The 16614-nt window shown below is 47.3% G+C and carries 15 protein-coding genes; 6 read left to right on the forward strand and 9 right to left on the reverse strand.

Annotation, left to right across the window (positions count from 1 at the left end; translation table 11 throughout):
* Positions 1–8 precede the first annotated feature (8 nt).
* From H6G03_RS10170 to H6G03_RS10180, 3 genes are all read right to left on the reverse strand, one after another.
* Positions 9–245, reverse strand: coding sequence for a 2Fe-2S iron-sulfur cluster-binding protein (locus H6G03_RS10170; RefSeq protein ID WP_199315237.1), 237 nt, complete (start codon positions 243–245; stop codon positions 9–11).
* Positions 246–306: 61 nt separating this feature from the next.
* On the reverse strand, positions 307–1782 hold the full coding sequence (gene cobQ / locus H6G03_RS10175; protein WP_190464238.1) for a cobyric acid synthase CobQ: 1476 nt from the start codon (positions 1780–1782) through the stop codon (positions 307–309).
* A 150-nt stretch (positions 1783–1932) separates the two neighbouring features.
* Entirely contained in the window at positions 1933–2343 is a 411-nt protein-coding gene (locus H6G03_RS10180; protein WP_190464240.1) for an Npun_F0494 family protein, read from the reverse strand.
* A 198-nt stretch (positions 2344–2541) separates the two neighbouring features.
* Here H6G03_RS10180 and H6G03_RS10185 point away from each other — a divergent pair, with 198 nt between their 5' ends.
* Entirely contained in the window at positions 2542–2979 is a 438-nt protein-coding gene (locus H6G03_RS10185; RefSeq protein ID WP_190464242.1) for a peroxiredoxin, read from the forward strand.
* A 32-nt stretch (positions 2980–3011) separates the two neighbouring features.
* On the opposite strand, the gene H6G03_RS10190 is transcribed toward H6G03_RS10185, so the two are convergent.
* The 3 genes from H6G03_RS10190 to H6G03_RS10200 all read right to left on the reverse strand — a co-directional run bounded on the left by H6G03_RS10190 (position 3012) and on the right by H6G03_RS10200 (position 5534).
* The gene (locus H6G03_RS10190) at positions 3012–3401 is read right to left on the reverse strand and encodes a hypothetical protein (protein WP_190464244.1); all 390 of its coding nucleotides are present in this window, start codon (positions 3399–3401) and stop codon (positions 3012–3014) included.
* An 18-nt stretch (positions 3402–3419) separates the two neighbouring features.
* A complete protein-coding gene (locus tag H6G03_RS10195; RefSeq protein ID WP_190464246.1) occupies positions 3420–4307 on the reverse strand; it encodes an ABC transporter permease in 888 nt (295 codons plus the stop codon).
* 207 nt (positions 4308–4514) lie between these two features.
* Positions 4515–5534, reverse strand: a complete 1020-nt coding sequence (locus tag H6G03_RS10200) for an ABC transporter ATP-binding protein (RefSeq protein WP_190464253.1) — start codon at positions 5532–5534, stop codon at positions 4515–4517.
* 229 nt (positions 5535–5763) lie between these two features.
* On the opposite strand from H6G03_RS10200, the gene H6G03_RS10205 reads away from it, so the two are divergent.
* Complete coding sequence (locus H6G03_RS10205) at positions 5764–6372, forward strand: CHRD domain-containing protein (RefSeq protein ID WP_190464254.1); 609 nt, start codon at positions 5764–5766, stop codon at positions 6370–6372.
* Positions 6373–6550: 178 nt separating this feature from the next.
* Here the strand turns inward: H6G03_RS10205 and H6G03_RS10210 are convergent, their stop codons facing one another.
* Both H6G03_RS10210 and H6G03_RS10215 read right to left on the reverse strand, forming a co-directional pair.
* Complete coding sequence (locus tag H6G03_RS10210; protein WP_190464272.1) at positions 6551–7504, reverse strand: heme o synthase; 954 nt, start codon at positions 7502–7504, stop codon at positions 6551–6553.
* A gap of 91 nt (positions 7505–7595) precedes the next feature.
* Entirely contained in the window at positions 7596–8525 is a 930-nt protein-coding gene (locus H6G03_RS10215) for a COX15/CtaA family protein (RefSeq protein WP_190464256.1), read from the reverse strand.
* Between the two features lie 613 nt (positions 8526–9138).
* Between H6G03_RS10215 and H6G03_RS10220 the strand changes: the two genes are divergently transcribed.
* The 4 genes from H6G03_RS10220 (at position 9139) to H6G03_RS10235 (ending at position 16154) form a co-directional block, all read left to right on the forward strand.
* Positions 9139–10119, forward strand: a complete 981-nt coding sequence (locus H6G03_RS10220) for a cytochrome c oxidase subunit II (RefSeq protein ID WP_190464258.1) — start codon at positions 9139–9141, stop codon at positions 10117–10119.
* An 89-nt stretch (positions 10120–10208) separates the two neighbouring features.
* Complete coding sequence (gene ctaD / locus H6G03_RS10225; RefSeq protein WP_190464259.1) at positions 10209–12095, forward strand: cytochrome c oxidase subunit I; 1887 nt, start codon at positions 10209–10211, stop codon at positions 12093–12095.
* A 210-nt stretch (positions 12096–12305) separates the two neighbouring features.
* On the forward strand, positions 12306–12935 hold the full coding sequence (locus H6G03_RS10230) for a cytochrome c oxidase subunit 3 (protein WP_190464260.1): 630 nt from the start codon (positions 12306–12308) through the stop codon (positions 12933–12935).
* A 543-nt stretch (positions 12936–13478) separates the two neighbouring features.
* A complete protein-coding gene (locus tag H6G03_RS10235) occupies positions 13479–16154 on the forward strand; it encodes a tyrosinase family protein (RefSeq protein WP_190464261.1) in 2676 nt (891 codons plus the stop codon).
* A gap of 215 nt (positions 16155–16369) precedes the next feature.
* Here the strand turns inward: H6G03_RS10235 and H6G03_RS37530 are convergent.
* On the reverse strand, positions 16370–16614 hold a 245-nt coding region (locus tag H6G03_RS37530; protein ID WP_206756621.1), incomplete at its 5' end, for a hypothetical protein.

Raw genomic sequence — 16614 nt, forward strand, 5'->3', positions numbered from 1 at the left:
AACTATATCTACCAAATCGGATCGCTAACCAAATTAATGGTTAACTCTTCGCGTCCCGGTGGAACTGCTGTGATGCAAGCACGAATACAATGACCGTTTTCTAGTTCCACTTCGCAGGCGTGACAAGAACCCATCAAACAACCGGTGGGAATAAAAACGCCTGCGCGATCGGCAACTTCTAACAGCGGTTCTCCCACCTCAGCTTCAACAGTTACATTATCAGGTAAAAATCGAATTTTGGGCATCAGTCATCCAATTTTGGATTTTGGATTTTGGATTTGCTCTGTTATGAGCGGATATAGTAATCTAACTACTAGGTAAAACAGGCGATAAATCTAGGTGAGCTTCCACAGCACTTGCGAGAGAATCTAACAAAGCTTCTCGCTGTTCCCGATAATTGGGAATGCCGTTAGGTAAAGCAGAAAGACCGCGTTGTTGTCGCAACAAATTTAACCAAGCGCGTCGCCAAGGGCCATTATCAAAAATTCCGTGCAGATATGTTCCCCACACAGATTGAGCCGGATCGACTATACCTAAATAGGGGTCATCGAACAAATATTGAGTTCCCTCCGTATCCAAAGTGCGCGTGTTTCCTTGATGAATTTCGTAGCCAACTACCGGTAAGCCAGGTTGGGGATAGTTAGATGTAACTTGCCGCTGACGGGCAATTTTTTGTGGCTTAAATACAGTTTTCACAGGTAGAAGTCCCAGTCCATCGCAACGAGTTTCCGAAGCACCCTCAATCCCCTCCGGATCGGCGACAACTTTACCCAGCATTTGGTAGCCGCCGCAAATTCCCATTACTGTACCGCCTGCTGCCACATAGTTTTGGATTGCTTCTGCCATACCGGTTTGCTTGAGAATCATTAAATCGGCGATCGTCGTTTTAGAACCTGGGATAATTACCGCATCTGGGTGACCCAAATCTTGTTTGGGGCCAATGTATTTGAGGTTAACTGTAGATTCCGCTTCCAAGGGATCGAAATCGGTAAAGTTAGAAATTCTGGGCAAGCGAATTACAGCGATCGTCAGGTCTTTGCCACTACCGCGATAGCGACGTTCAAATAAATCGAGAGAATCTTCAGATGGAAAGTGCTGGTCAATCCAAGGAATAACGCCAGCTACCGGGATACCTGTGCGTTCTTCTAACCAACGAATACCGGGTTGCAGCAGACTTCGCTGTCCGCGAAACTTATTAATCACAACACCTTTGATCAAAGCTCGTTCTGACGGTTCCAATAACTCCAAAGTACCGACAACGTGGGCAAAAGCACCACCGCGATCGATATCCACAACCAGTAATGTGGGAGCATTCAGATAGCGAGCTATCCGCATATTAGTGAGGTCGCGATGCTTGAGGTTAATCTCCGCCGGACTGCCAGCTCCTTCGCAAACAATTAGATCGAATTCCGAAGCTAAAACTTGTAGAGATTCAGTAATAGCTTGCCAGCCCACCTCAAAATATTGATCGTAATATTCCAAGGCGTTAGCTCTGCCTACCGCTTTGCCCTTAATAATCACTTGCGAGGTCATATCGCCTTGCGGCTTGAGTAAAATCGGGTTCATCTCCACGATGGGAGAGATCCCGGCAGCCCAAGCTTGTACCGCCTGAGCGTGGCCAATTTCTCCACCGTTAGCCGTTACATAGGCATTCAGTGCCATATTTTGGCCTTTAAAAGGTGCTACCCGCCAGCCACGTCGCACTAAAATGCGACAAATGGCAGCTGTGAGAAGAGATTTTCCAGCGTGGGACGTAGTGCCCACAACCATAATGGCTTTCATAAGGGAGTAGGGGTGAGGAGGGAGTGGGAGAGTGGGGGAGTGGGAGAGTGGGGGAGTGGGGGAGTGGGGGAGTGGAAGAATTAATATTTTTCGGTATTCCCTTTTCCCTTTTCTCTCTTACCCAGTCCCGACGCCCTAGCTCCGACGCCCCTAAAAGGGAAGTCGAAACCAACGATTTAAGGCATTGTAGATGCGATCGCTCAAGGAAGCAGGTGGTATCATGCCACCTCGATTTTGCCATTGTTCGATAATTTGATGTCCCAGCGGTGTGAGGCGAAAACTATTCGTGATACCTTGTCCATCCACCTCGCGCCGCAGTACACCGACTTCGATTAACCACAGCAGCGCATTTTCAGTTGCCAACTCAGATAGCGGGCGTCGCGTATATTGCAGCTTTTCTCCTGCCACACCCACAATTTCTTGGAAATCTACGCTTCTAGAGCGCATTTTAACAAACAAAGGCATTTGGAAAGGGGAACAGCGTAGCGATCGCTCAGCCCGTTGTATGGTTTTTCTGGGATAAGAAAGTGATTTAGCGCTTAATTGCTTAACAGAAGTCATTGATAATCGTCAAATGATACCGGACAACTACGCAGGGGTAGAAAAATTAGCATTCTAATTCGTTTCTATCATAAAGGCTTTTTTCACTTGGAGAGCAAACTGCTTGCGATCGGGCTGTCGGCCCTAACTGTAAAATCACGAGAGCATCAGCTACAATCCAAAGCGGAAACAATCTAAAACTAAAAGGAAACAGCATCTATGGCTCTATCAGTTGGTACAGATGCGCCCGCATTTACAGCAAAAGATACCAAAGGCAACACCGTTTCCCTGTCTGACTTTGCAGGTAAAACGGTTGTTTTGTACTTTTATCCCAAAGACGACACTCCTGGCTGCACCAAACAAGCTTGTAGCTTTCGGGATAACTACGCAGACTACCAAGGTAAAGATATTGTCGTCTTAGGCGTCAGCAAAGATGATGAAGCTTCCCACCAACAATTTACCCAAAAATTCAATTTGCCTTTTCCGCTTTTGGCTGACACCGATGGTGCCATCATCAAAGCTTACGATGTCGATGGTGGCGGTTATGCCAAGCGCGTCACCTACGTAATCGACGGGAGTGGCAAAATTATCCACGTTGACAGCAGCGTCAACACTTCTACCCACGCCAGCGATGTTCTGGCAGCAATTGGAGTCTAGCTAAGTAGGGTGGGCAATGCCCACCCTAAGAATTAATTGGATTGGGTAGGTGGCGTGGTGACTGGAGCGGCAGAATTCCCCGGAACTGCTTGATTTTGTGGAATTTGAAGCTGTTCTCGCTGTTTGGCCCGGAACTGCTCCGCAGCATCATCGAGGCTTTGTCGCTGTTCGGTGGAGAATTCTTCTGGGCTGCGGTTTTGACCCAAGTTAGCTCGGTGGATCAAGTCAAACACACTGAAGCCCTGACCTGTACCGCCTCCGTAGAACGAGCTATTATCTTCTTGCCTTTGAAAATCCTGGGAAGGGTCGCGATCGAGTGTTTGTGCCAAAGTGGTTTGAGGAAACGCAAAAGGAACTACGGTAGTTCCTGCTAATAACCCCAGAACGATCGGAGTAAATTTTTTAACTGAGACTTGGGACATTTTAAATTTCCTTTCGATTCAAGCAAATGTTCGCCGCAACAACGGTTGAATTGTCAAAAATGCCACCACGTCAAGTACTAGCAGCACTAGCAGCGCCCCACCTAATGTTACGGCACCCCAAGGAGCCTGCATCACTATACTATTAAGTGCCCAATTGCTGTGCAAATAAATGTAGCGAATGGGCTCGATCGCATAACTCAAAGGATTGAGAGTAGCCACCACCTGCAACCATTTCGGCATAAAAGATAGCGGTGCCAAAGCAGTGCTGGCAAACAACAAAGGCAAGTTAGTCACAAAAATTACCGCGATCAGTTCAATGTGACCGGGCAGAGCAAAAGCCAATCCCAAACTCAAACCGGTTACCCCAAATACCAGCAGCAAGAGAATCAGGGAAATTACAGCCAAACCCAACGGATCGGGCCAACCCGCGCCCAGAAAAGCACTGGTAGCAATAATAGCTGCTGTTTGGATCGCGCTGAGGGTAACGATAAAGATAGCGGAAGCAAAGACGATCGAATACCGAGTCGCCAGAGGAGCAACCAATAAGCGATTCAGAAAACCGAATTCGCGATCGAACATCACCGGCAAACCCGCATTCAGCGCCCCGCTAAACGCCGTAAAAACAATCACCCCAGCCGCCAGAAACTGACCGTAATTTACAGTATTGCCAAACAAACCTTGCGGCGCATTTTGAAACAGCGCCCCAAACAAAATCAACCAAATCAGCGGTTGAATAACCCCAGCAATCAAAGTGGAAGGACGCCGCTGCAACTGAATAAACAAACGACGAGTTAAAGCCAAAGTTTCCTGCACAAGTTCGCCAAAGAAATTCGGTTCCGGACTTACCTGCACAACTTCTGGCTGCAAAGTAACATTTGGTTTAGAAGGAGTTATCGTACTGCTCATATCGATTTTGGATTTTGGATTTTGGATTTTGGATTAAAGGAATAAACAACCATTAAGAGCCTATCTGAAAAATCATCATTAGAGGTTAACTCTATCTGCGTTTATCTGCGTTTATCTGTGGATATCTGCGGTAAAAATTACCAGAAACTGACTTTTCAGATAGGCTCTAAACCACAATCGAGGTAATAAAATTCCCTCCAGCTTGTTTCATCTCATATTGCGTTTTTTTTCAGCCTTCGGATCGCGAGTACCAGCTGCTGCAAGTTCCGCATCCATTAGCGTTCTACCCGTCGCAGCTAGGTAAACGTCATCTAAACTGGGACGAGATTGTGCAATCCCAAAAGTAGGTAACCCAGCAGCTTGCAACGCTTGCTGAATTGTTATCAAAGCATCGCTTTGCGGCGTCACAACCAAATTCAGCGAATTACCTTGAGCGCTATTAATAATTGCTTCTTGCACAAATGGCAGAGATTGCAACATTTGTTTGGCTTTCTCTGCTTCTTCGATCGGCGAAAACTCGCGGATGCGGAGCGTGATGCGATCGCCTCCCACCCTATCTTTTAACTCAGAAGGCGTACCAGCCGCAATTACCGCACCTTTATCGATAATCGCCACTCTGTCAGCTAGCGCGTCAACTTCTTCTAAATAGTGACTTGTCAGCACCACAGTCGTCCCCGCATCCCGCAGTTGGCGCAGGATATCCCACATTACCACGCGACTTTCAATATCTAAGCCGACCGTCGGTTCGTCCAAAACTAGCACATCTGGCTGATGCAGCAACCCCGCCGCCAAATCCAATCGCTTGCGGATACCGCCGGAGTAAGTACCGGTCTTTTTGTCTGCATATTCCTGCAAACCCAGCGAATTTATAATTTTATCAATTCGCTCTTCAATCAATTTGCCGGGTATGTGGTATAATGCTGCTTGCAATTGCAGCAGTTCTCTACCGGTCAGCACCTTATCGAGCGCGACTTCTTGGGCGACGTAACCTAGCTTTTGGCGTGCTGCTTTAGGATTGGCGATCGCATCTATGCCCGATACCTCAATTTTGCCAGCATCGGGAGTCGCCAAAGTGCAGAGACATCTGATTGTTGTGGTTTTGCCCGCACCATTTGGCCCAAGCAGCCCAAAAATCTCTCCCGGTTCTACCTGAAAGGATACATCTTTGACGGCTTCAACCTTACCGTAACGCTTCTGGAGTTTTTCTATTAAAACTGCGGGAGCCATAGCTGTCCCAAATTTACAAATCTAAACAATCTTTAATTTTATTGTAGCGGGATTTGCGGTGCGATCGACATCGGCGTCGCTATTTTAGGCGCTAGGATTCCCAGCGTAGCCCAGAAAATAGCCTTTACTTTCTCAACAATTTGTTAACATATCGCTTACCCGGTTTACCATCAAATCTTCCGGATATCTATCTGATAAGCATGAATAATGGAAAAAAAGCGAGGACGCAATGAAAATTATTATTGGCTTATTGATAAGTGCATTGTTTGCGCTTACCATCCTATTCAGTTTGCCCACTAATGCTCAAAATCAAGGATTTGGAGACGACTCATTTACCGAGTACGAAGCCTATCTGCATCCTGCCCAAGAACTAGGCCCAGCATCGGGGTCTAAAGCCAAAGGTTACGGTCGAATCCGTTTCCCTCGCAATCTCAGTTCTGGTAATGTTAATGTCCAAATAGTTGGCATCGCTCCGGCGAATATTACTGCGTTTCACATCCATTGTGGCACGCCAGATGTCCTTGGCCCGATTATTGTTAATTTTGCACAGTTTGGTGAATTTAAGAACACTGTTGTGAATGGTCGCTTCTCTGCTTCTATTACTAACGAAAAGCTAACTTTTGTGAAACAACCTCTTCCACCGCCTTCTCTCTCTACTAGACCTACACTTCCTCTACCTGAAGGTTGCCCCAGCGATCTCAATATTCCTGTTCAAGTTAATACCATTGCAGGTATGGAAGCTTTGGCTAGAAAGGGAGTCCTTTATTTCAATCTTCACACCAAGGGACATGAATTCTATGGCGAAATGCGAGGTCAGATCTATCCAGTAGAAAAGTAGCAATATCTTCAATATGTCAGTCAGTTAGCACTGTTGAGTGAGCGCAAGCGCCATTGTTTTTTTATCCACATTACTACACTTTAAAAAAGTCGATCGCTCCCCATATTAAAAACCCTAAAGGCAAACCCCCTTCCCGTTGCGGGGAGGGGGCTAGAGGGAGGGATAGTTCCCATTCAAACTAAATTACCCAATTCAAATTCTCAGCCAAACTAGCTGTGAGGTAATGAGTCACTGGCAAACTATCAACAACAATGCCACCGCAGAGCAACATCATGTAGATAATTGAGTATTTAAAGAGCGATCGCGCCAAATCTTTATCGCTGGGATTGAGCCATAATTCCCAAGCTTTCTGGATAAACTTTCCGCCCAGGATAATGGCAAACAAGCCATAAACAACACCTGCCGTACCCAGAGGATAAATCAGCAGAAATGTTGACGCCACCATTATCAGTGTATAAATCCAGATTTGGCGAGAAGTGGCAACTTCGCCCACAACAACTGGCAACATAGGGATGTTTACTTTCGCGTAATCATCGCGAATCATCATAGCCAGCGCCCAGAAATGGGGAGGCGTCCACAAAAAGACGATCGCAAATAACATCCATGCCGACCAGCTTAAACTACCGGTCACAGCCGCCCATCCCACCAAAGCAGGAATCGCACCGGCAGCACCGCCAATCACAATATTTTGGGTAGTGTGGCGTTTGAGCAAATGGGTGTAAATTGCCATGTAGAAAACAATGCCAGACATCGCCAACAGCGCCGCCAGCAGATTGGCAAAAACAGCCAATAAGGTAAACGAAAGAGAAGCGAGGATAATTGCAAATAAAAGCGCATCGCGAGATTGCACCTTGCCGGAAGGAATCGGACGATGGCGGGTACGTTCCATTGCATAATCGATATCGCGATCGTAAATGCAGTTGAGCGTTTGAGCCGCAGCTGCTGCCAGAGTACCACCTGTAAGCGTTACCAGCAATAACAGCGGATCTACCCGTCCTGCCGATGCCATCCACATACTAGCTGCTGTTGTAATTAGCAGCAGGGGAATAATCCGGGGTTTCGTCAGCTGATAGTAACTATGTATTACTTCTTTGAAGTTTTGATGGTGACGGGAAACCCCAGTAGCAATAATTTCTTGCATGAATTCTGTTAGTCCTTTGCTAATTGTCAGTTGTTAATAGTTAGTAACGCGACTGACGACTAACTACTAACCAATGACCCGATTAGGCTGGCGATCGCTGAAGACGACGTGTACTCAAGACATCGCGCCACGTCAAAACTGTCAGCGCCACCAAAGATCCCAGTAATGCCGCACCGACTGCTTGGTGAGTAACTGTCAGCGGTTCTACCTGGAGGTGCAAGCGGAAAGTTGCCACGCCAAGAGCAATTTGACATAGCAGCAAAACACCAGCACTGTTAGCCAGCAATCGGACAGTGGAGTGTACTGCCGGTGTTCGCCATGTCAGAATTACTACAGCCAAAGTTGCCAAAGTGGGTGGAACTACACCGGCAATGTGGCTATTCATCACAGCACATAACTGCGATGCGCCAAAGCACTGGTGCAGCGCCCAGCGAGATGCCACCAATCCGCCCAAAAGGCATTGTACGTAAACTAAAATTGCGGCGCTTAAGCTTACCCACGCTAAGTTACCGACGGTGCCGGTGGCTTCGTAGGGTAAGAGAGCCACGCCAATCACTATCAGCGTAGTGAAAAATAACAAAGCTGCTCCCAGGTGAGCGGTGACAATATCAAACCGCAGCAGTTCGGTAACGGTGAGTCCCCCAAGGATACCTTGGAAAATTATCAAAAAGAGGGCGAACGCAGAGGCCCAAAGTAGCCAAGGCGGTGACTGACGCCGATACCACCACGAGATACCAACCAGAGCGATCGCGCTGACGCCGATTAAAGCCGCATCCAATCGGTGAAACCACTCCAGGAACACCTGTAGGTTCATCTGCTGGCTGGGTACTAACTGACCGTAGCACAACGGCCAGTCAGGGCAAGCCAACCCGGCATTCATCACCCGCGTGGCGCTGCCTACTGCCATCAACAGCAGTGTGGCGATCGCGATTTTCCACACAAAGCGACGGATAAAATCTACAGGGGTGGCAACAAAAGTGCTTTCATCCTGATGCAACACAGTGTCCGCCATGAGCTCTACCTTCGGGTTAATCACTTTCTGTGCGTGTTAAGCAAATTATGAGCATCTGCTCATTCTGAGCCATTCATCGCATTCAATGCAATGAATGGCTCTAGGTATTACTGTAACGACATAATCCGGTTAAGCAAAAAACCTTTAGGTATTTTTTACTTATAAAATCTTTATGTATTTTGATAGACGTAATTGTGGCAAAAGATGCTGTAACAAATGTAGGACATACGTTAAAATCACCAGTTCGCTAGCATCGATAGCGTCAAACACTATTTGACAGATAGGCTTACCAAAGAAGGGAAAAGGGTAAGGCGTAAGCAATAAAGGCTAATTTAAAATCATTTTTCCATTCCGATTACCCTTGCCTTTCCCCCTTTTGATTGTTGTGTTGTCAATTGCAGCGATCCCAAAGAAATATTGAAAAAGTGGCCTATCAAACTCCACCTTTATCGACCCCTGTTTTACCTTGGTAAGGGAATCGATACTAAAAAACAAATGCTTGCTTGTCTAAAATCAAGGCTGACAGCCTTTTCAATACTTGATGGGCCAACCTGCTTCTTGACATCAGCCGCGATCGAAAGTCAAGCAGTTGTGCAATAAATCCTAAATCGCCGTGAAAATCCCAAGTAACATTTCAACTCTACTAGCCGGTATAGCACTGACCCTCGTCAGTCTCTGGTTCGGTCAGAATCATGGCCTACTGCCAGAAGCAGCCTCAGAAGAAGCATCTTTGGTAGATGGGTTATTCAATATGATGATGACCATCTCCACAGGTTTGTTTCTCATCGTTGAAGGCGTAATTATCTATTGCGTCGTTAAGTTTCGCAGGCGTCCGGGTGACACCACAGATGGAGCGCCGATGCACGGCAACGTTCCCCTGGAAATACTCTGGACAGGAATTCCCGCGATAATTATCCTGGTCATTGGAGTCTACAGCTTTGAAGTTTACAACGCTATGGGCGGCTTAGACCCGATGGCCGCTCACGGTATGCCACAGCAGCAAGCGATGAAAATGCCAGGATCTGCGATCGCCGCCACCTTAAACCAGACAGATAAACCCGCAACCCAAATTGCAGAAGGCGTTGGCGCTACCCCAGCACAAAGCCCAGTCCCAGACTTGGAAATTGAGGTTACCGGTTTGCAGTTTGCCTGGATTTTTAACTATCCCGATAGTGGCGTCGTATCTGGCGAACTGCACGTCCCCGCCGGAAACCATGTCAAACTCAACATTTCAGCCAACGACGTGATCCATGCCTTCTGGGTACCCGAATTCCGCATCAAGCAAGATGCAATACCAGGTAGAACAACGCAATTGCAATTTACTCCCAAGTTAGTTGGCACCTACCCAGTGATTTGTGCCGAACTCTGCGGTGGCTATCATGGCAGTATGAAAACCCAGGTGATTGTCGAGACACCAGAAGAATTTAATGCCTGGATTCAAAGTCAGCAAGAAGTTGCTAATTCCGATAACTTGAATCGGATTGTGGCCCTAAACCCGCAAGAAATGTCAACTGGTGAATTTTTAGCTCCCTACGCAGCAGAGATGGGAATTAACTCCGATACTCTCGCACAGCTACAACATTCCCATCATTAATTTTAGGTTTTAGATTTTTAGATTTTAGATGCAATTGAATATCTAAAATCTAGAATCTAAAATCCTTGCATCCCCAATCCCAAATTGATATGACTACACAAGTACAGCTTCAAGAACCAGACAATATAGGCCACGGAACCGAAGAAAGTGGCAATAATTGGGGAAAATACTTTGGCTTTAGCACCGACCATAAAGTGATCGGCATTCAATACCTGGTCACATCGTTTATCTTCTATTTAATCGGCGGTGCTTTAGCATCAGCTGTTCGCGCCGAACTAGCTACCCCAGACTCAGATCTTGTCAGTCCCGAACTCTACAACAGTTTCTTCACAATCCACGCCACCGTCATGATTTTTTTGTGGATTGTGCCTGCGGCGACCGGTGGATTTGGCAATTATCTAATTCCTTTAATGATCGGGGCGCGGGATATGGCGTTCCCGCGTTTGAATGCTGTTGCCTTTTGGATTATCCCACCTGCCGGTGTGCTGCTTCTGGCCAGCTTTTTTGTGGGGGCAGCCGGTTCGGGTTGGACATCTTATCCACCTTTGAGCCTAATTAACGGCAGCAAAGCGGGTGAGTTGATTTGGATACTCAGCGTTCTCTTATTGGGAAGTTCTTCAATTTTGGGTGCGGTGAATTTTTTCACCACCCTATTGACGATGCGAATTCCCGGTATGAGTTTGAATCAAATGCCGTTGTTTTGCTGGGCGATGCTAGCAGCTTCGGCACTGATTTTAATCGGAACTCCTGTATTGGCAGGTGCTTTGATTCTGCTGAGTTTTGACCTGATCGCGGGTACGGCTTTCTTTAACCCAACTGGCGGCGGCGATCCGATAGTTTACCAGCATATGTTCTGGTTTTATTCCCACCCGGCGGTTTACATTATGATTCTGCCGGTGTTCGGGATGATTTCGGAAATTCTGCCAGTTCATGCCCGCAAACCCATTTTCGGCTATCGGGCGATCGCTTATTCCAGTTTGGCCATTAGCTTTTTGGGGCTGATCGTTTGGGCGCACCATATGTTCACCAGCGGCACCCCCGGTTGGTTGCGGATGTTCTTTATGATCGCCACAATGATCATCGCCGTACCCACAGGTATCAAGGTGTTTAGTTGGTTGGCTACTTTGTGGGGCGGCAAACTGCGCCTCAACAGTGCCATGATCTTTGCGATCGGATTTATATCCATGTTTGTGATCGGCGGTATCAGTGGCATCATGGTAGCTTCGGCACCTTTCGATATTCACGTTCACGATACTTATTTCGTTGTCGCCCACCTGCACTACGTCTTATTCGGCGGTAGCGTCTTCGGTTTGTATGGTGCGTTATATCACTGGTTCCCCAAAATGACGGGTCGGATGATGAACGAAACCTGGGGAAAAGTCCATTTTGCCCTGACGTTCGTCGGATTTAATATCTGCTTCCTTCCTATGCACAAGCTGGGTCTGGAAGGTATGCCCCGCCGGGTAGCTATGTACGATCCCAAATTTGCCGCGCTGAATATGGTTTGCACCATAGGTGCCTTTATTCTGGCAGTTTCCACAATTCCGTTTCTCGTCAATGCCATTTGGAGTTGGTTGTACGGCCCCAAAGCTGCCGATAACCCCTGGCAAGGTCTGACCTTAGAGTGGATGACTTCTTCACCCCCACCAGTTGAGAATTTCTTTGGCGACCCGGTTTTGGCTAGCGGGCCGTATGACTACGGTATGGTCAATCCTCTCCAAATTCGGAAACTTATGGCTAGCAAGAGTAAGGCTGCCGAAGCTAGAACGCCATCCGGTGTACCCCTACAAAAAGCTACAGTTTCAGACTTTTTTGCCACTTCTACTTCTGTTATGCCTTCAAACTCCGAGTCAAATGTTGCAACCGAAACTCTTCAGGATGAAGACCCGATGTTGTCCGGCGGGCCAAACTCGGTGTTGCGGGCTAAACCCGATCCAGATGTTGCTGTGAATCCGGAAGACCGCAAGCAGGAGTAAAAAGAGGGGCTAGGGGAGTGGGGGAGTGGGGGAGCGGGGGAGTGGAAGAATAAATCTTTTACTTTCCCTTTTCCCTTTTTCCCTTTTTCCCTTTTCCCCTTTTTCCCTTTTCCCCTTTTTCCCTTTTTCCCTTTTCCCCTTTTCCCCTTTTCCCCTAACCCCTAGCCCCTAGCCGCTTCTTCCACTGACCACTGACCACAATAGAAAGTCATGCAAAGTTCAACTGTCGATCCAGCTAAGACTGCCCTCAACTATCACCATAGTGCTGAGACTGCCGCAGCAAGCCATCACGAAGGCCATCCCGATCACCGCGTTTTCGGGGTGATTGTGTTCCTAGTTGCAGAAGGAATGATCTTTTTAGGCTTGTTTGCCGCCTACCTTACCTTTCGAGCTGTGGCACCGACATGGCCACCGGAAGGAACGCCAGAACGGGAGTTATTGCTGCCCGGAATTAACACCCTGATTTTGATCTCTAGCAGTTTTGTCATTCATAATGCCGATACAGCGATTAAGAAAAACAATGTGGCGGGTTTGCGAAATTGGTTTATCGCCACTGCCATTATGGGCATCATTTTCTTATTCGGTCAGGTTTATGAATACAGCCATCTCGAATTCGGTCTCAGAACAAATTTGTATGCCAGCACATTTTATGTTTTGACTGGCTTTCACGGTTTGCACGTTTGTTTTGGGGTGCTGCTAATTCTGGGCGTGTTGTGGCGATCGCTCAAAAAAGACCACTACAGCAGCGAAAGCCACTTTGGTGTAGAAGCAGCAGAAATTTACTGGCACTTTGTCGATATCGTGTGGATAATTCTCTTCCTGCTGCTTTATATTTTGTGATTGCAATTAGCCTTTTTGTGATATATTCTCCCCCCAACAGGGGGTTTTTTATTGATGATGGGTTCTTATAGCAAATCCGGGTTTGTTCGTCGTTTAATTTTTGGTCTAAACATTGTAGAAACGTTTCATGAAACGTCTCTACAGTCGATCGACATAAAAAGCGTCATCGCAGCAGATTTGGTATTAAGCAAACATACTGTTGCTAAGCTAGAATAATTTAAATTTGCTGTAAAGAATTAGGGAAAATACTTAAAAAAAGGCGCTTGTGAATATTTACTTACTGACAAGTAATTGCTGAGTTTGCAAAGAACTGATAACAGATGAGAACTTTTTAAACCCAGGTAAAGTCACTTTAGGAGGAATTTATATCAGCCGAATCGGATAAAAGAGTCGGCTCGCTTAAAGTAACTTCTGAGGCGACAATATTTAAAGCCGCTTTAGAAGCCAGCCCAGAAGGCAATATTTTTCAGCCAACCGACGAGTCGGAAAGGGTCGCATCAACTTCCGGGGTATTGCGATTACCAAATAGGATGCAAGAAACACATGAATCACACCGATGAGAATCTGATAGTTCGCAAAGACGCCAAAGACCTTACGGATACAGAAAAACAGCGATTTGTCAATGCAGTTAAAGCATTAAAAAACAGGCCATCCCCGTACACAATTTTCGACCCGGCAACTGGCACAAACGTAACGCCACCAAACGCTTACGATTACTACGTGAGGATACACCAATTAGCGTTTGGCGAACTGAATTCCAGCGGACAAATGATACCGGGTGAAATGCCGCCCGTTCACTTCACGCCACCATTTTTGCCGTGGCATCGAGAAATGCTGCGTCGATTCGAGAACGATTTGCGATCGGTTGACCCGTCCGTTACGCTGCCGTACTGGGACCCCACCAACTCGGATAGTACCCGCGCCGTCTTCACGGACAACTTCATGGGAGGTTTTGGCAACGCGCAAGACAGCAATCTCGTGAGTGCGGGGCCATTCCGTGCGCCATCTTTTTCCCAACGGAATCAGCCGACTCAGACTTTAAACCAGCAGGGGATCTGGACATTTAACTTTAATTCTCCATCAGCTCTCAATCCCAACGGACAGGCGCGATTTCTCCAACGCAGTATCGGTTCCCGGCAAGACCCGTCGCAGTTTCCGGGGACTGCCAACTTACCGTTACCTTCTCAGATAGAGGCGGTTCTCAATCAACCGACATTCAATACTTTTTGGCCTGCGCTGGAAGGTCGTCCCCACGGCAATCCCCACGTATGGGTGGGTGGGAATATGGGTTTGGCGACTTCTCCCAACGATCCGGTGTTCTTTCTGCATCACGCTAACATCGATCGCCTCTGGACGGAGTGGATGGAACGCCACCAAAACACTCCCGGTTTCCGTCCCTATCTGCCTCTAGATAGCGGTAATACAGGGGTTGATATCAACGACCCGATGTATCAGTTTGGCAATGTCACTCCGGAACAGATGCTGTCGATTCAGCAAATCGGTTACGTTTACGATACGACCGATATACCGCCGCCACCAGAAGAACCGATTCTACCCACAATTTCGATCGGGAATGTGTCGGTAACAGAAGGTAACGTTCCTGCCAACTTTGTTGTCAGCTTGTCAAAAGCAAGCGACCAGGTGGTGAGGGTAAATTATACGATCGCCAGCGATACTTTCGACGGCACCAAAAGCTTCGATGCTGTTTTAAGCGGCGCGGAAGAAGTGCCACCCACCAGTTCCACAGCTAACGGTATCAGCTTGTTAGAACTGAATCGGGGGGGGGATGGACTCAGCTACAGGATCAAAGTGGCCGGTTTGGACTTTGGTTCTTTGCTGGGTAAAGCATCTCAAACTTCCAGCACTAGCGATGATGTGACTGGCGTTCATTTCCACGTTGGGGGCCAAGGGGCGAATGGCCCGATCGCTTTAGATATTTCCAAAGCTTCTCAAGATGCGGATGACTGGAACGCTACCATAGACTCGGATGGCTCTACAATTATCACCGGCGTTTGGGAAACAACAGATGCTGCCGGTCAATCTTTAAGCAGTTTTGTGTCTGCCCTCCGCACCGCAACGCCGGGAAAAGATACTGGATTGTATCTCAATGTCCACACCAAAGGGTCTCCCAACGGTGCAATTCGCGGCCAAATCTTAGGCGAACGCCCTGACATCGCCCCCCCTGCTTTCAGCGGTCAGGTGGTATTCAATCCCGGTCAAACCAAACAAACTATCACTGTCAATGTTGTCGATGATACGCGACAGGAGTTTGACGAAAATTTCTTCGTTAATTTGAGCAATCCCATCGGCGCTGACATCGCCGATTCCCAAGGTGTTGCCACTATTAGAGATAACGATACTAAGGCTGTCACCGTTCCGCCGCCTCCTGTTAAGGCAGGAGTACCGGTGTTTGGCAGTTCCGGCAACGATACCATCTCCGGCGGTAATGGCAATGACTCCATTTTTGCCGATAGTGGGGATGATTTGGTGTTTGGCGGTAAGGGCGATGACTACCTTGTTGGCAACAAAGGCAAAGATATTTTCTATGGAGACGCCGGTAATGACTTCATTTTCGGTGAGGACGGTGAAGACACTATCTATGGCGGGGAAGGAAATAATACTCTTTCTGGTGGCAAAGATAATGATGTAATTTACGGCGGTAGCGGTGAAGATTTTATCGTTGGCGATGACGGTAACGATCTGATTTTTGGCAAGGGCAAGGACTTTCTCGCCGGCAACAAAGGCAATGATACTATTGATGGCGGGGAAGGTAACAGCAGTTTGTTCGGCGGTGCAGATAATGATGTTCTCTTTGGTGGAACTGGATCGGATTTGCTGTATGGTGACAAAGGAAACGATCGCTTAGTCGGTGTCGATCGCAAAGCTTCCAATCCTGGATTGGGCGAGATAGATACGCTAGTTGGCGGTTTTGATAGCGATACGTTTGTGTTGGGAGATGCCGTTAAGTTTTACTACAATGACGGCAATGATTCTAAATCTGGCACAAGCGATTACGCCCTCATTCTTGATTTCAATTCCAGTCAAGATAGAATCGAGCTGCGCGGTTCCGCTGGTGGCTATGTTCTTGGTAGTTCCCCAAGCGGTTTACCAACTGGAACGGCAATCTATCAGAAAACTCTCGGTCAAAATGAGTTGATTGCGATCGTGCAAGGCTCGAATAATTTGAGTCTTTCTGGTGGTTATTTCACGTTTACCTGATTGATTTTTTAATCTTTTAGGAATGAGAAAGCGCTCCAAATTCAATGATGAGTTTGGGGCGCTTTGCTTTGGTAGTTGTTGGGGGAGGGAGGAGTGCGATCGGGCTGGCAACAGTTATTCTAGATTTAAGGTGTAATACCACAGAGTTGACTTCTGGTGTAAGGCACTCGCCATCTCAAGCGGTACGGTGATTATGTACTGAAGCCACCCCAGCCCTAAAGGGACGGGGGTTCAAAATGCGATAAAACCTCCACTTGGCTCTCCCAAATTGGTACAACATCCAAGTTCTTAGTGTTAGTATTTTGAACTTTCGCTGCGACTCGCTCTGACTCTGGGAATTTTCCAAAGGAAGGAGGAACTTGTCCTCCTAATCGCAAGTTAATTTTCGTGGTCGCCTGTCTCCAAGCCGCATACAAGAGCGGTTCCGCACTTAACCAAGCGTTTTGTGCTTGATTCGCTT

Origin of the sequence: Aerosakkonema funiforme FACHB-1375, assembly GCF_014696265.1 — a bacterium.
In the GTDB taxonomy this organism is placed as follows: domain Bacteria; phylum Cyanobacteriota; class Cyanobacteriia; order Cyanobacteriales; family Aerosakkonemataceae; genus Aerosakkonema; species Aerosakkonema funiforme_A.

What these genes read in the sequence shown, in the direction of transcription:
- cobQ (WP_190464238.1), bottom strand. Translation starts at nt 1,782, where the DNA reads ATGAAAGCCATTATGGTTGTGGGCACTACGTCCCACGCTGGAAAATCT.
- ctaD (WP_190464259.1), top strand. Translation starts at nt 10,209, where the DNA reads ATGACTACACAAGTACAGCTTCAAGAACCAGACAATATAGGCCACGGA.
- H6G03_RS10215 (WP_190464256.1), bottom strand. Translation starts at nt 8,525, where the DNA reads ATGGCGGACACTGTGTTGCATCAGGATGAAAGCACTTTTGTTGCCACC.
- H6G03_RS10180 (WP_190464240.1), bottom strand. Translation starts at nt 2,343, where the DNA reads ATGACTTCTGTTAAGCAATTAAGCGCTAAATCACTTTCTTATCCCAGA.
- H6G03_RS10235 (WP_190464261.1), top strand. Translation starts at nt 13,479, where the DNA reads ATGAATCACACCGATGAGAATCTGATAGTTCGCAAAGACGCCAAAGAC.
- H6G03_RS10200 (WP_190464253.1), bottom strand. Translation starts at nt 5,534, where the DNA reads ATGGCTCCCGCAGTTTTAATAGAAAAACTCCAGAAGCGTTACGGTAAG.
- H6G03_RS10205 (WP_190464254.1), top strand. Translation starts at nt 5,764, where the DNA reads ATGAAAATTATTATTGGCTTATTGATAAGTGCATTGTTTGCGCTTACC.
- H6G03_RS10230 (WP_190464260.1), top strand. Translation starts at nt 12,306, where the DNA reads ATGCAAAGTTCAACTGTCGATCCAGCTAAGACTGCCCTCAACTATCAC.
- H6G03_RS10185 (WP_190464242.1), top strand. Translation starts at nt 2,542, where the DNA reads ATGGCTCTATCAGTTGGTACAGATGCGCCCGCATTTACAGCAAAAGAT.
- H6G03_RS10190 (WP_190464244.1), bottom strand. Translation starts at nt 3,401, where the DNA reads ATGTCCCAAGTCTCAGTTAAAAAATTTACTCCGATCGTTCTGGGGTTA.
- H6G03_RS10195 (WP_190464246.1), bottom strand. Translation starts at nt 4,307, where the DNA reads ATGAGCAGTACGATAACTCCTTCTAAACCAAATGTTACTTTGCAGCCA.
- H6G03_RS10170 (WP_199315237.1), bottom strand. Translation starts at nt 245, where the DNA reads ATGCCCAAAATTCGATTTTTACCTGATAATGTAACTGTTGAAGCTGAG.